General features: G+C 63.1%; 11 protein-coding genes. 4 read left to right on the forward strand and 7 right to left on the reverse strand.

Going from position 1 to position 13,528, the window contains the following annotated elements; all coding sequences use genetic code 11:
- Nucleotides 1-92 precede the first annotated feature (92 nt).
- Entirely contained in the window at nt 93-1,397 is a 1,305-nt protein-coding gene (locus tag AAF563_04090; GenBank protein ID MEM7120432.1) for an aminotransferase class III-fold pyridoxal phosphate-dependent enzyme, read from the forward strand.
- Entirely contained in the window at nt 1,394-2,341 is a 948-nt protein-coding gene (locus AAF563_04095) for a phosphotransferase (protein MEM7120433.1), read from the forward strand. Before AAF563_04090 ends, AAF563_04095 begins: the two co-directional genes overlap by 4 nt.
- Nucleotides 2,342-2,362: 21 nt before the next feature.
- Here the strand turns inward: AAF563_04095 and AAF563_04100 are convergent, their stop codons facing one another.
- From AAF563_04100 to AAF563_04115, 4 genes are all read right to left on the reverse strand, one after another.
- Nucleotides 2,363-4,051 carry a thiamine pyrophosphate-binding protein gene (locus AAF563_04100; GenBank protein MEM7120434.1) on the reverse strand — a complete coding sequence of 563 codons (1,689 nt, stop codon included), beginning with the start codon at nt 4,049-4,051 and terminating at the stop codon, nt 2,363-2,365.
- Nucleotides 4,052-4,086: 35 nt separating this feature from the next.
- Entirely contained in the window at nt 4,087-4,884 is a 798-nt protein-coding gene (locus AAF563_04105) for an alpha/beta fold hydrolase (protein MEM7120435.1), read from the reverse strand.
- A 13-nt stretch (nt 4,885-4,897) separates the two neighbouring features.
- On the reverse strand, nt 4,898-5,935 hold the full coding sequence (locus AAF563_04110; GenBank protein ID MEM7120436.1) for an LLM class flavin-dependent oxidoreductase: 1,038 nt from the start codon (nt 5,933-5,935) through the stop codon (nt 4,898-4,900).
- A 105-nt stretch (nt 5,936-6,040) separates the two neighbouring features.
- A complete protein-coding gene (locus tag AAF563_04115) occupies nt 6,041-7,522 on the reverse strand; it encodes an aldehyde dehydrogenase (GenBank protein ID MEM7120437.1) in 1,482 nt (493 codons plus the stop codon).
- Between the two features lie 115 nt (nt 7,523-7,637).
- On the opposite strand from AAF563_04115, the gene AAF563_04120 reads away from it, so the two are divergent.
- A complete protein-coding gene (locus AAF563_04120) occupies nt 7,638-8,474 on the forward strand; it encodes a LysR family transcriptional regulator (protein ID MEM7120438.1) in 837 nt (278 codons plus the stop codon).
- A 7-nt stretch (nt 8,475-8,481) separates the two neighbouring features.
- Here AAF563_04120 and AAF563_04125 read toward each other — a convergent pair whose 3' ends face one another.
- From AAF563_04125 to AAF563_04135, 3 genes are all read right to left on the reverse strand, one after another.
- Nucleotides 8,482-9,828, reverse strand: a complete 1,347-nt coding sequence (locus tag AAF563_04125; GenBank protein ID MEM7120439.1) for an NAD(P)/FAD-dependent oxidoreductase — start codon at nt 9,826-9,828, stop codon at nt 8,482-8,484.
- A gap of 90 nt (nt 9,829-9,918) precedes the next feature.
- Nucleotides 9,919-12,018: a pyridoxamine 5'-phosphate oxidase family protein gene (locus AAF563_04130; GenBank protein ID MEM7120440.1), complete on the reverse strand. Its 2,100-nt coding sequence runs from the start codon at nt 12,016-12,018 to the stop codon at nt 9,919-9,921.
- Between the two features lie 21 nt (nt 12,019-12,039).
- Complete coding sequence (locus tag AAF563_04135) at nt 12,040-12,444, reverse strand: VOC family protein (GenBank protein ID MEM7120441.1); 405 nt, start codon at nt 12,442-12,444, stop codon at nt 12,040-12,042.
- A gap of 144 nt (nt 12,445-12,588) precedes the next feature.
- Here AAF563_04135 and AAF563_04140 point away from each other — a divergent pair, with 144 nt between their 5' ends.
- Entirely contained in the window at nt 12,589-13,488 is a 900-nt protein-coding gene (locus tag AAF563_04140) for a LysR family transcriptional regulator (GenBank protein MEM7120442.1), read from the forward strand.
- Nucleotides 13,489-13,528 lie beyond the last annotated feature (40 nt).

Here is a 13,528-nt window from a genome sequence, read left to right on the forward strand (position 1 = left end):
AGACACGAAAGACAGTCAACATTGGCGACATCAACACATCGACAGAACGGACGGCCGCTTGGCGGTTCGGTTATGGGGAAGTGGATGAAGGTATGGCGGTAAGCGCGCGATCACAGGATCTGTTGGACCGGCGGCGCCGTCTGCTCGGACCAAACGTCTCGACGTTTTATGAGGAGCCGGTCCATCTGGTGAAGGGCGAGGGTGTTTGGGTGTGGGATGCCGACGGCCGCAAGTACCTAGATTGCTACAACAACGTGCCCCATGTCGGACACTGTCATCCAAGGGTGGTCGAGGCCATTTGCCAACAGGCGGGGACGCTGAACACCCACACCCGTTATCTGCACGAGACAATCCTGGACTATGTCGAGCGGCTATGCGCGACCTTCAGCAAGCCGTTCTCGACCATGATCATGACCTGTACGGGATCGGAAGCAAACGACATCGCGCTCCGGATGGGCGAGGCGGTGACCGGCAAGCGCGGCGTCATCGCGACCGATCACACCTATCACGGCAACACCACGGCGGTGGCGCAGTTAAGCCGCACCAACCCGCCCAAGACAGGCGATGGATCCCACATCCGCCACGTCCCGGCACCGGACAGCTATCGACCCCTGGGCGGGGAGGAAGGCGCCGCCCATGCCCGCGCCTTCGCGGCCGCCGTCGATGCGGCGATCCAGGAGCTTGAGGCGTCAGGGCATGGCTTCTCGTCGCTCATCATATGCCCTTTCTTCGCCAACGAGGGTTTCCCGACCTTGATGGAAGGGTTTCTGGCCGAGACTGAGGCGATCGTGCGCAAGGCCGGTGGCATCATCATCGCCGACGAGGTGCAACCGGGGTTCGGCCGCATCGGAACGCATATGTGGGGGCACCATAAGATCGGCCTGACGCCCGATATCATCACCCTGGGCAAGCCCATGGCGAACGGGCACCCAGTGGCCGGTGTCGTCACGACGCCCGACATCATGGCGGCGTTCCGCACGTCGTTTCGCTATTTCAACACCTTCGGCGGGAACCCCGTGTGCGCCGCCGCTGCGCTCGCCACGCTGGAAGTCGTCCAGGACGAAGGCCTGATGGAGAACGCGCGTGTTGTCGGCGATTATGCCCGCGAGGGGCTCGCCGCTCTGGCCGGACGCCACGAGGTCATCGGCAACGTCCGTGGCTCCGGTCTCTTCTTCGGCGCCGAGCTGGTGCTTGATCGCGCGACCAAGGAACCGGCGACGGCCTATGCGACGACAATTGCCAACGCAATGAGGGACCGGGGCGTTCTGCTCAATGTCCTCGGCATTCACTACAACACGCTCAAGATCCGCCCACCGCTGCCGTTTACCAAGGAAGACGCCGGTATCCTCTTGGAAGCGCTCGACGACGCCTTGACAAATGTGCCTGTAATCTCATGACGATGGACCTGATTCAGTTGGCCGCGGCGCGCTGGGAGTTTGCCGAAGACACGCTGGATTTGGTCGCGGAGCGCGAGAACAAGATCTACAGCGCGCTCGATGCGAAGGGTCGGCGGTTCGCGCTCCGGCTTCACCGCGATGGCTATGTCACCGAGCAGGAGATCCTCTCCGAACTCGCCTGGGCGGATGTGTTAAGCGCCGATGGTGTCGCGGTGCCGTCACCCTTGGCATCGGCAGAGGGGCGGCTCGTCGAGTGTATCGACGGGCGGTTGTTCAGTGCGCTCACGTGGATGCCGGGTAGGCCGATGGGCGAGGGCGGCAAGCCGCTGGCGCTGAGAGACCGCCAGACTGTCTTTCGGAACATCGGTATCGCGTTGGCGCAATTGCATTCGACGTCCGACGGTTGGTCGCCGCCGGCAACGTTCGTGCGGCGCTCGTGGGACCTCGAAGGTCTGTTGGGCGAGGCACCGGTCTGGGGCCGGTTCTGGGAGAATCCCTTTCTGAGCGACGACGATCTCAGCGTGATCACGCATGCGCGTGCCGTTACCCGAGCTATGCTCGAGGATATCGGTCCGTCGCTCGACTATGGCCTTATCCACGCCGATGCGCTGCGCGAGAACATCCTGGTGGATGGCACCGACGTCATCCTGATCGACTTTGATGACAGTGGATACGGCTACCGCCTGTTCGAGATCGCGACGACATTGTTGCGCAACAATGATGAGCCGGATGTCGCCGACCTCACAAAGGCACTGTTGGAAGGCTATCGGACGGTGCGGCCTCTCGATACGACGTACCTGCCGCTCTTCATGGTGCTGCGTACCTTCACGTATCTCGGCTGGATCGTGCCACGGATCGATGAACCCGAAGGGCACGACCGATGCGCGCTCTTCGTGCGCGAGGCCGTCGACTTCAGTCGCCGGTTTCTTGAGGAAAACGCCTAGCCTCAATGGGCTCCGTGGCCTTCATCCACCTCTATGCTTGAAGCTGTCGCGGCGAAAGCTGTAGAGCGCCGCCGGATCGACGGCGACATCGACCACGGCCGGTTTGCCGCATCGAAGTGCCGCCTCGACCGCGTCACCGACCTCGCCGATGCGCTCGACACGGAAACCGGCGGCACCGTAGAGCTCGGCAGCCTTGTCGAAGGGCGGGCTGCTGACATCGGCGCCGATATAGCGCTCGCCAAAGAAGTCGCGCTGATAGGCCTTTTCCGCGCCCCAGCACGTGTTGTTCATGACCACGGTGACGGTGTTGATGCCGTGGTCGACGGCAGTGCTGAGTTCGGAGATGGTCATGCCGAAGCCGCCATCGCCCATCAGGCTGACGACCGGGCGCTCTGGACGACCGAGCTTGATGCCGAGACCACAGGCGAACGAGAAACCTACCAGGCCGAAGTCGAGAGGTGTGAAGAGGCTGGGCGGTTCCCAATAGTTCAACGCGTCGGTCGCCTGCAGACACAGTGTGCCGGCATCCAGCGTAATCGCGGCATCGCGCGGCAACACGTCGCGTAGGACCTTAAAGAGCCCGGATGGCTGGATCGGGTGGGTGTCGGTGGCCGCATCAGCGTCCCGTTTGTCCAAGTAAGCAGTGCGCTCTGTCGAGAACTGGTCGGTCCACGCCTCGACTTCGTCGCGCCTTTCCCGATTGGCAACAGCGTCGCGCAGCTGTCGCGCAGCCGTTGGTGCGTCCGCCCAGATGCCGACGGCGACCGGGAAGTAGCGGCCAATGGCGGTCGGCTCCAGCTCGACCTGGATGATCGCCGCTTGTTCGTTGATGTTGTCGTAGGAGTAAAACGTCGAGTTGAAGCCGAGCCGTGTGCCGAGCGCCAGGATGACATCGGCTTCCTTGGCCAGGCGCGACGCGACGGGATTGCCGCGCGGCCCCATCTGGCCCGCATTCAGCGGATGGCCGAAGGGAATGGCGTCGCCATGACCGGGCGCGGTGACGACGGGCGCATTGAGCGCCTCGGCGAGCTCCAGAGCCTCCGGGTGGCCGCCGGTGTTCTTGATGCCGCCGCCGGCGACGATGACCGGCCGCTCCGCGTCGCGCAACAGGTCCGCGGCCTGCATGATGGCTTCCGTTGCACCGGCGGGAGCGTGCTGCGAACGGTAGGTCGCGGGATCCTGGAAGGCAGGATAGTTCGCCGTTGCTGACAACACGTCGCGTGGCAGGTTGAGCTGCACCGGTCCGCGCCGTGGCGTCATGGCAACGCGAAAGGCCTCGCGAAACATTTCCGGCACCCGCTCGACCTGGGTGGCGGTCCAGGTCTTCTTGGTGACCGGGGTGAAGAGCGCCTGCTGATCGACCTCCTGAAAGGCATCGCGATAGACATGTCCTGTGGAGAGCGATCCGGCAATCGAGACGACCGGTGAGAAGGCGGCTGCTGCCTGGCTCAAACCGGTCACCAGGTTGGTCGCGCCGGGGCCGTTCTGCCCGGCCAGGATCACGCCCGCCTTGCCGGTCGCGCGCGCGTAGCCATCGGCCATGTGCGTGCCCGTGCGTTCGTCGTGTACGCCGATGAAGTTGATCTCGGGTGCGTCATAAAGCGCATCGAACATCTCCATCGTCGCCGAGCCGATCAAGCCGAACACGTGCTCGACCCTTTCAACCTTCAGCGCTTCGACGGCGGCCTGCCCGCCAGACAGTTTCTGCATCGTGGTCTTCCTTTATCGCGAACGTGCGCGGCCCCTTACGGTAAGGTCTCGTCCAGAAACCGCAGCACGGGATTGGTAAAAAGTTCAGGCTCTTCCACGAGGCCCATGTGCTGGAGGCTCGGTATGATCACGATCTCGGCGCCAGCAATTTCGCGCGCGATCCCGTGTGACATGGCCGGTGTGCTGCCGCTGTCGTTCTCGGTCGTGATAACGAGCGAGGGTGCTGCGATCGGCGGCTGTGGGTGGACCAGTTCGACCACGCCTTGGGCCAGCACCTGACGGGCCTGGGCATAGACCTCAGGATCGTTGGCCAGGATCCACTGGCGGGCGAGTGCGATGATATCGGGCCGAGTTTCGCGAAAGTCGGGCGTGAACCAGCGCGCGATCGAGGTGTCGATATTGGCCGCCGGCCCGCCTGCGGCCGTGTCGGCGGCGCGCTCCTCGACCAGCTTCTGGGCTTCGGGCCCGCGTTCATGGGGCGAGTTAAGAATCACAAGCGCCGCGACCCGGTCAGGATGATCCATGGTGAAGCGCCGATTGATCATGCCGCCCAGCGAGTACCCGACGATGGCAGCCTTGGCGATGTCCGCGTGATCGAGCAACGCGCGTAATTGATCGGCAAACACCGGCAAGGACAGCCGGGCGTCAGGTCGCGTGCTCTCGCCGTGGCCACAGAGGTCGTAGCTGACCACGTGATAACGTTCCGCCAGCGCTGGCACATGCCACTGCCACATCTTCCGGCTCATGCCCAGACCGTGGATCAGAACGATGACCGGCGCATTGTCCGGCCCATTGATCTCGAAGGCTGTGCCGTCGCTGGTGCGATCCGCCATGACGGCCGGTCGGTCAGGAGAACGCCGGAATGACCTCGGAACAGAACAGTTCGAGCGAACGTTTCTGTTCTTTGAGGCCCAGACCCATGCTGGCGTAGTAGACGAACTCGTCGACGCCCAGGTCGTCATACCGCTTCAGCTTGGCGATCACCTCGTCGGGCGTGCCGAACATCAGGTTCTCGCTGAGCATCTTGGGATCGTACTCGTCGCGGTTACCCAGCTCGTCGAACGGGATCGACCTCGGGAAACCGTCTTCGACATCGCCCAGGTTCTTGAACAGGTTCTCGAACTGGCTGAGCTGACGTTGCGCCGCCTTGACCGGGATCTCCCACTCGTCCGCACTGTCGTAGACGGCGGTGTGCCGCATCATGGCGAAGATCGGCCGCTCGGCGCCGGGATGGGCATCCATCGCCTCGTCCAGACGCGACTTGTAGAGTTCGGCTTCCGAAAACGGACGGGTCAGCGGCCACGACACGATGTGGCAGCCATGCTTGACCGCGTAGTCATAGGTAATCGGCGCGCGCGCAGCGACCCAGATTGGCGGATGCGGTTTCTGGACCGGCTTCGGTACCGAGGTCGATGTCGGGAACGACCAGAACTCGCCATCGTGCTCATAGTCGCCGGCCCACAGCGCCTTCAACGCCGGCAGCATTTCGTGCATGTAGCGCCAGCCGTCGGTCTGCTTGAGGCCCGGCTGCATGCGGTCGAACTCACGCTGGTAGGCGCCGGAGCCGATGCCGAACTCCAGCCGGCCACCGCTGATCAGATCGACAAAGGCCGCTTCGCCCGCCAGTTCGATAGGGTGCCAGTAAGGCGCGACGACAACGGCGGTACCCAGTCGAATGCGGTCCGTGTGATCGGCCCACCAGGTCAGGATCGAGAACGGGTTGGGCGCGATGGTCATTTCCAGCGCATGATGCTCGGCGGCCCAGACGATATTGAAACCGCCCTGATCGGCCATCTGCACCATCTCGAGCGTGTGGCGCGCGACCTCGGCCATATCCTGGCTGCCGTCCATGCGTTCCATGTTGATGGCGAGCTGAAATTTCATGGCGATCCCTTTTCCTTCGCAAGGCTCCATTTGGCGTCGGTCCGCTCTAGCCTCATGCGCGTCCTTTGGCCAGTCATTCCGCATGCGCCTTGTCGGAGTCGAACGTCATCGTGCGACGAACTGGCTGCCCAGCGGTTCGTCCGACGTGTTCATCCAGACGGTCTTGGGGCGCGTGTAGTCGTGCATGGCCTGTAGGCCACTCTCGCGGCCATAGCCGGAGCCTTTGACGCCGCCGAACTCGGCGATTGGCGAGACCGCGCGATAGGTGTTGACCCATACGATACCGGCCTTCACCGCACGCGCCATGCGGAGCGATCGCGCGCTGTCACGTGTGAAGATGCCGGCAGCGAGGCCGTGTTTGGTGTCATTGGCAAGGCGAACGGCATCGGCCTCGTCCTTGAACCGAAGGACACTCAGGACTGGCCCGAAGAGTTCGGTATCGACGATCCGGAGATCCTGGCGGGGACAGGCAATGATCGTAGGTTCGTAGTAGAGCCCTTCAAGGTGTTCCGGACGCCTACCACCACAAAGCAGTTGACCACCTTCGCTCTGCGCATGGGCGACTTCGCGTTCAATGTGGTCGAGCTGGGCTTGGGTGCAAAGAGGTCCCATCTGCGTGTCGTCGGCGAGCGGATCGCCTATCACAATCCGACCGGCCTGCTCGACCATATGCTCAAGAAAGGCATCGGCGATTCCGTCCTGCAGATAAAGTCGCGAACCCGCCACGCAGCTCTGGCCTGCCGCGCCGAAAATTCCGGAAACGGCGCCGTTGACGGCACTCTCCAGGTTCACGTCATCGAAAACGATGAAGGGTGACTTGCCGCCGAGCTCCAGCGAGACCTCCGCGAAGTTGTTGGTGGAGTTTTGCAGCACGTGCTGCGCGGCCACCGGGCCGCCGGTGAACGAGATACGCGCAACCAAAGGATGGGAGGTCAGGGCCCGGCCACAAGGATCGCCGTGTCCGGTGACGATGTTGACGACGCCGGGTGGGATGCCTGCCTGATCGATCAAGCGCCCGAACTCCAGCATCGCAGCCGAGGCATGTTCGGACGCCTTCAGCACAATGGTGTTGCCGGCTGCGAGGGCGGGGCCGATCTTGACCGCGCTCAAAAAGAGCTGCGAATTCCACGGTACCACCGCGGCGACAACGCCGAGCGGTTCGCGATCGGTAAAGACGAACATGTCCGGCTTGTCGATCGGCAGCGTTTCGCCGCTCACCTTGTCGGCGCAGCCTGCATAGAAATGGAAGAACTCGGCGATGTATCGGGCCTGCCATCGCGTCTCCTCGAACAGCTTGCCGGTATCGAGCGCTTCGATCCTGCCGAGCTCTTCTGACCGTTCGGCCAGCAGATCGGCCAGACGGCGCAGGCAGTGGCCGCGCTCGGTCGGCGTCATCATCGACCAGGGTCCGTCGTTGAAGGCGCGATCGGCGGCCTGCACCGCGCGGTCGACATCATCGGCAGTCGCCTCGGGAAGACGCGACCAAACCTCGCCGGACGCTGGATTGATGCTGTCGAACGACCCACCGTCTGACGCGTCGACCCACGCGCCATCAATGAGCATTTGATAGGCCTGAACCCCAGTCATGGGACCGTCCTCCGCCACAAGCTGCCTACGAGCGCAATGTGACTGCACGACAATTATTTGTTAAACGAATTATATTGTATATTTAGTTCGATTTACCCGAACCATTGAGAAGCGAATGAACGTCACCACGCTGCAGACTTTTCTGGCGATCGTTGAAACCGGGAGCCTGGTTCGCGCTTCAGAGCAGTTGAACGTCGCCCAATCGACTGTAACGGCTCGTTTGAACGCTTTGGAGGACGACCTTGGTCAGACACTCCTGCGCCGCCAGAAATCGGGTGCCGCGCTGACTGCCCCGGGCGTCAAGTTCAAACGCTATGCGGAGGTGATGACGGAACTCTGGCGTCAGGCGCGGCAGGAAACGTCGTTGCCGGCCGGTATTCAGACGGTTTGCAACATCGGCTGCGACATCGATCTATGGCCTGTGCTGGGCAGCCGGTTTTTCGGCGCGCTTGTGAAGGATCATCCGGATATCGCGGTCTCGGTTCTGCCCGGGGCCCCAGCAGACCTTGACCGTTGGCTTGGCAGTGGTCTGATCAATGCCGCCTTCACCTACCAGCCGACCGCGCACGAAAATCAGACGATGACGGCGCTGCGCACCGAGCGCATGATCCTAATCTCGACACGACCGGATAGCCCGATCCGTTTTGATCCCGGCTACATCTACGTCGATGCCGGCGAAGATTTCGGACGCCGGCACGCTGCCGCCTATGCCGATGCCGACACCGCCACGATCAGTTTCGGGTGCGCGGTCTGGGCGCTCGATCATCTGCTGGCACACGGCGGGTCGGCCTATTTGCCGGAAAGCCTCGCCGAGCAACATCTTGGTTCCGGCGCGCTTCACGCTATCGACGGCGCGCCGGTGTTCACCCGAACTGCCTTCCTGATCACCAACGATGAGGCGGCCGCAGATTGGCCGTGGATGCCCGGGTTGATCGAGCGGCTTACGGCGTGAATGCACTCTAGACCATGCTTTTGACGTCGGCGGAGAAGGTCGGGAAGGCGTAGATCTGGTCGCGCAGGTCGGCGGCCGGAATGCCGTGGCGCATGGCAAGCGCGAAGAGGTGGATCAACTCTTCGGCCTGATGGCCAACCATGTGCGCACCGACAATGCAGTCGCTGTCCGGATCGACCAGGGTCTTGGCGAAAGCGACCGTCTCGCCATAGGTGCGGCCCGAGAACCACTCGGTCATGTCGGACGTCACCACCTTGACGTTGATATCGCGTTCCCGGGCTTGCTCCTCGGTCAGGCCGACGCTGCTCAGGGCCGGCACCGTATAGACGCTGCTCGGGATCGCGTCGTAACTGGGTTTCTCGGATGGCCCGTTGACGATGTTGTGGCCAACGATCCGCCCTTCGTAAGTCGCGACGGGTGACAGTTGGGCGGAGTGCACGAGGGCGTCGCCCGCCACCCACACGGCGGGATTGGAGATCGAGCGCAGGTAGTCGTCAACCTCGACCCGGATGCCGTCATGGGCGATGCCGGCTGCTTCCAGATCCAGCGTATCGACATTGGCGACCCGGCCCGCGCCGTTCACGACCCGCGCGGTCACCTGGTGCTGTGCCTTGCCGTCGTGTTCGTAGTCGACACGAAGGCCGTCCGCAGTTTCGGAGATCGCCGTCACGGTGACGCCGGTCTTGACTGTGACGCCCAACCGTTCGGTCTCGGTACGGATCGCGTCCACGGCATCGTGATCCAGGCGCGGCAGAAGCCTTGGCAGGGCTTCCAGGATTGTCACCTCCGCGCCGGCGCGGGCGTAGACATGGCTGAACTCCATGGCGATGACACCGCCGCCGATGAAGATGACCGACTTGGGCATGGTGCGTTCTGACAAAACCTCATCCGACGTAATCATGTTTTCGCCGCCGGGTATCGGAAGGGATCTCGGTTTCGATCCGGTGGCGATCACGATGTTCTCGCCCTCGATCACTCGGCCGTCGACCTCGATCGTATTGGGCCCCGTGAACCGGGCGTTGCCGGTGATCGCGGTGCCGCGTTGTTCGGCGAGACCGCGCATATTGCCGGGGATGGCCGCGATCAGATCTTTCTCGCGGTCGATCATGGCCGACCAATCCAGGCGCGGCTCGCCGACGGTGATGCCGTGAACGCTGGCCCGCTCGATCTCGTGAAGGCTGTGGGCGGCGGCGACAAGCACCTTTTTGGGCGTGCAGCCGCGGTTGGGACAGGTGCCGCCGAAGTCGCGGTCCTCGATCAGGGCCAGGCTCTTGCCGGCGCTGTGCACGATGCTGGATACGCCAAACCCGGCGTTACCGGCGCCCAGGATGACAACGTCGAATTTCTCGGTCATGGCAGATCTCCAATGTGTTCCCAAGCGGGATGCGCGGAACGGTGTTCGCGTTACAGGCCGAGGTCGGAAAGCCCCGGGTGATCGTCGCGCCTAGAGATCAAGCACGACGCCCAGATCGTTGCCGCAGCTCGCTTCGCCGGTTTCCGACCGGGGCGTCGCGCAGCAGATGAGCACCTCGTCGTCGGCGCGCGGCGCGCTCGGCTCTTCGACATAATCCACACTGCCGCACGTGAGGCGCGTGGCGCAGGTGCCGCAGACGCCGGATCGGCAGGCGTAGTTGGGGCTAAGGCCGGCGGCTTCCGCCAACTCAAGCAATGTGCCGCTGTCCGGTGACCACGTCGCGGTGACATTGGACTGGGCGAAGTTGACGCTGACCGGACCATCGACCGCCTCTCCAGGTGTCGGGGGCCGGTTCGGCCGCTTGTCGTGCTTGAGCACCGTTGCCGGCCCGAAGGATTCGTAGTGAATGCGTTCGTCACGTACGCCAAGCCCGGTCAGGCCGTCATAGAGCGACTGCATGAACGGCCCGGGCCCGCAGAGATAGAAATCGTAGTCGTCGAACGGCAGCAGAGACTTCAGCAGATCGACATCGACAAACCCCTCGCTGTCGTGAGTCTCGCCGATTCTGTCGTCGTCGTCGGGGTCGCTGTATCGGATGTGGGCGTTGAACGTCTCATGCTCGGCAGCGAGTTGCCGAATGTGGCCGCCGAACGCGTGCAGCCGACCGTTTTGGGCGCCATGGACGAAGTAGGTCGGCCGAAACTGCCGGCTTCGCTTGCCTTTGGCGATGATGAAGTTCGCCATCGCCATCATGGGCGTGATGCCGACACCACCGGAGACCAACACCACCGGACGCTCGCTCTCTTGGTCCAGGATGAACTTTCCGCGCGGCGCCATCGCCTCCAGCCGGAAGCCTTTCGCAGCGTTGTCGTGCAGGTAGTTGGAGACTAGTGCCGTGCCGCCCTCTTTCTTGATTGAAAGGCGATAGGTCACGTCATTGGGTATGTCGGACAGCGTGTAGGTGCGCAGGGCCGGTTCGTCCTGGCCGGGAATGATCAGGCGGACCGGCAGGAACTGGCCGGGTTGATGGCGTGCTGGGGCCTTGCCGTCGGCGCGGCGCAGGTAGAACGACGTGATGACGTCGCTTTCCGGTCTGACATCGCAGACCTCATAGGGGATATAGGTGTTGCGCTCCTTTTCGGCGGCGATCGACTCGGCCGCCTTTTCCCAGCTGCCGGTGTGGTCGAGCACCGGTGAATAGGTGTCGAAATCGAAGGCAAGCGGCAGGCTCGCTTCGATACGGATCATCTCGTCAAGGCGGAAGCGGATCAGCCGTTCGGCGCCGGCGAATGCATTGACCTCGTCGCCATCCCAGATGATGTCGGCCTTGCCGGTCATGGTGACGACATCTCGTGTCTCGAAGTCTACGAAAAGGAAACCGGCCCTGGGGTTCTGCACGATGTTGCCGATCGTGTTGAAATGGAAGTTGCCGGAGAAATCCGGAACGACGAATGTGCGGTCATCGTCGACCCGTACGAAACCCGGCTTGCCGCCGCGGTGTGAGACATCCGCGCCTTGTGATGGCGCATCAGCGTCAGCCGCATAGGCCGTCGCGATGAAGAGGGTGTCCGACCGTTCGATCAGATCGCGCGTCCCCTTGTCGAAGCGGTTGCCGCGGTGGATGGGCCGATCCTGTGAGGGGCTGTCGATTTCCGGCAGAAGCGTGATGGCGCGGCTTTGGATGTATTGGGGGCAATTGCCGAACGACTGGGTTACGGCGATGGCGAAGCCGCCCTTCTGGATAGCGGCGATCTTGCCGGTCATGCGGTTGCGCCGCCGGGTCATGGGCTCAATGCCCAGCAGGCCGATAGGCGCGCCTTCTTTCAGCGTGTTGTTCAACGGGTCGCCGGCGAGCGGCAGGGCGCCGATGTGCAGGGATCGTTCATCGGGTGACGTCATGAAGCCTGGCCGGCCGGCGACAAGGGACGCCCACGGGCGCCCCTTGTCGTCGACGGTGCCGAGCAGCACGAAGGGTAACTGCGAGTAAAACTCCCGATGTTGGTCGGGCATGTGATCGCGTACGAACTGGCGCGCGAATGGCTCGATCTTGTCGCGCACGCCGACGCGCTCCTGCGCCGCCAACTCGCCTTCGTGGAACGGTGAACCCGCATGCGGCCATCCCTCGGACATCGACTTTCCCCGTTGCTTGCGTTAGGCGGCGATGAATTCGACGCGGATGCCGCCGGGAATGGCGCACATCATGTGGCTGGCGGGACCGTCGCCTAGCGGTTCGGGCGCGAACTCCACGGTGACATCGTTATTGGCTTTGAGCGCGCCATAAAGATCGTCCAGCGCGTCGGTATTGTCGACGCCAAGCGCCAGATGGTGAAGGCCGATGATGTTCTTGCGGTCGAACGGCACGGCGGTCTCAGGATCGGCCGCCTGCCAAAGGGTAATCATCGTCGCGCCGTCGGAAAGGAAGACGGCGGGATAGGTTGGAACCTCGCCAACCTGTTGGTAGCCCAGCGTGTCGACGAAGAACGCGCGTGTCTTGGCGAGGTCGGGGACGGTCAAACCGACATGGTGGGCGCCCCGGGTGCGTGCGGTATCTGACATGGTCTCATTCCCCTTGCTGAATGGTGTTCGGCGTCCGCGCGGTGCTGACCGTGTGAGGCGCCTTGAAGGGGAAATTTATATTTTTGTTCGTCAGATAGAATAGATATAGGATTCAAAAGATTATTGCGTTGAACGGAATAATAGATGGATCGCCTACAAACCATGGCCGTGTTTGTCGCGGTCGCGGAGGAGTCCGGTTTTTCCCCAGCGGCACGCCGGCTGAACCTGTCGGCCGCTTCCGTGACGCGCGCCGTATCATCGCTGGAGGACCGGCTTGGCGCGCGCCTCTTCCATCGCACGACCCGAACGGTCCGGCTGAGCGACGCGGGTGAGCGCTATCTCGACGACTGCCGGCGTATTCTGGCGGAAGTCGACGAGGCCGATCGGCATGCCGCCGGCACCTACGCGGCGCCGCGCGGCGTCGTCTCGGTGACGGCCTCGGCCCTGTTCGGCCGAATGATCATGGCGCCGGCGCTGTTGAACCTCTTGGACCGTTATCCCGAGATCGCCGTCCGCTCGGTCTATGTCGATCGGGTCGTTCATCTTGTCGAGGAAGGCATCGACGTCGCGGTGCGGATCGCCGAACTGCCGGACTCATCGCTCAGCGCGGTGCGTGTCGGCCAGGTGCGGCGCGTCTTATGCGCAGCCCCCGACTATCTCGATCGCCGCGGCCGCCCGGTCGAACCATCCGACCTGCAAGAACACGACCTCATCGACTTCGCCCATATGACGCCTGGCGGCGAGTGGGTGTTCCATAGGGGAGGCAAGCGACAGGCCTTCAGGCCCCAAGCTCGGCTTCAGGTCAACAACGCGGACCCCGCGATTGCTGCCGCCATGGCTGGGCGCGGCATCACCCGGGTGCTCTCCTATATGATCGCGCCCTATCTGGCGTCCGGACGGTTGGAGTTGGTGCTTGATGACGTCGCACCGCCGGCGGTGCCGATCCACGTGGTGCACAAAGAAGCGGGCCAGACCTCCGCGCGCGTGCGTGCGGTCGTCGATCACCTGGTCGAACACCTCAGAAACAACGCGTCGATCCGATAGGCTTCACGGCTTGGGCTGGTGCTTCTACACTTGCTGGCCG

The sequence above is a fragment of the Pseudomonadota bacterium genome (assembly GCA_039028155.1).
GTDB lineage: Bacteria > Pseudomonadota > Alphaproteobacteria > SP197 > SP197 > JANQGO01.

Excerpts from the sequence above, each read along its gene's own strand:
- AAF563_04140 (MEM7120442.1), top strand. The coding sequence starts at position 12,589 with ATGGATCGCCTACAAACCATGGCCGTGTTTGTCGCGGTCGCGGAGGAG.
- AAF563_04105 (MEM7120435.1), bottom strand. The coding sequence starts at position 4,884 with ATGGCGGATCGCACCAGCGACGGCACAGCCTTCGAGATCAATGGGCCG.
- AAF563_04110 (MEM7120436.1), bottom strand. The coding sequence starts at position 5,935 with ATGAAATTTCAGCTCGCCATCAACATGGAACGCATGGACGGCAGCCAG.
- AAF563_04090 (MEM7120432.1), top strand. The coding sequence starts at position 93 with ATGGCGGTAAGCGCGCGATCACAGGATCTGTTGGACCGGCGGCGCCGT.
- AAF563_04115 (MEM7120437.1), bottom strand. The coding sequence starts at position 7,522 with ATGACTGGGGTTCAGGCCTATCAAATGCTCATTGATGGCGCGTGGGTC.
- AAF563_04120 (MEM7120438.1), top strand. The coding sequence starts at position 7,638 with ATGAACGTCACCACGCTGCAGACTTTTCTGGCGATCGTTGAAACCGGG.
- AAF563_04135 (MEM7120441.1), bottom strand. The coding sequence starts at position 12,444 with ATGTCAGATACCGCACGCACCCGGGGCGCCCACCATGTCGGTTTGACC.
- AAF563_04100 (MEM7120434.1), bottom strand. The coding sequence starts at position 4,051 with ATGCAGAAACTGTCTGGCGGGCAGGCCGCCGTCGAAGCGCTGAAGGTT.
- AAF563_04125 (MEM7120439.1), bottom strand. The coding sequence starts at position 9,828 with ATGACCGAGAAATTCGACGTTGTCATCCTGGGCGCCGGTAACGCCGGG.
- AAF563_04130 (MEM7120440.1), bottom strand. The coding sequence starts at position 12,018 with ATGTCCGAGGGATGGCCGCATGCGGGTTCACCGTTCCACGAAGGCGAG.
- AAF563_04095 (MEM7120433.1), top strand. The coding sequence starts at position 1,394 with ATGACGATGGACCTGATTCAGTTGGCCGCGGCGCGCTGGGAGTTTGCC.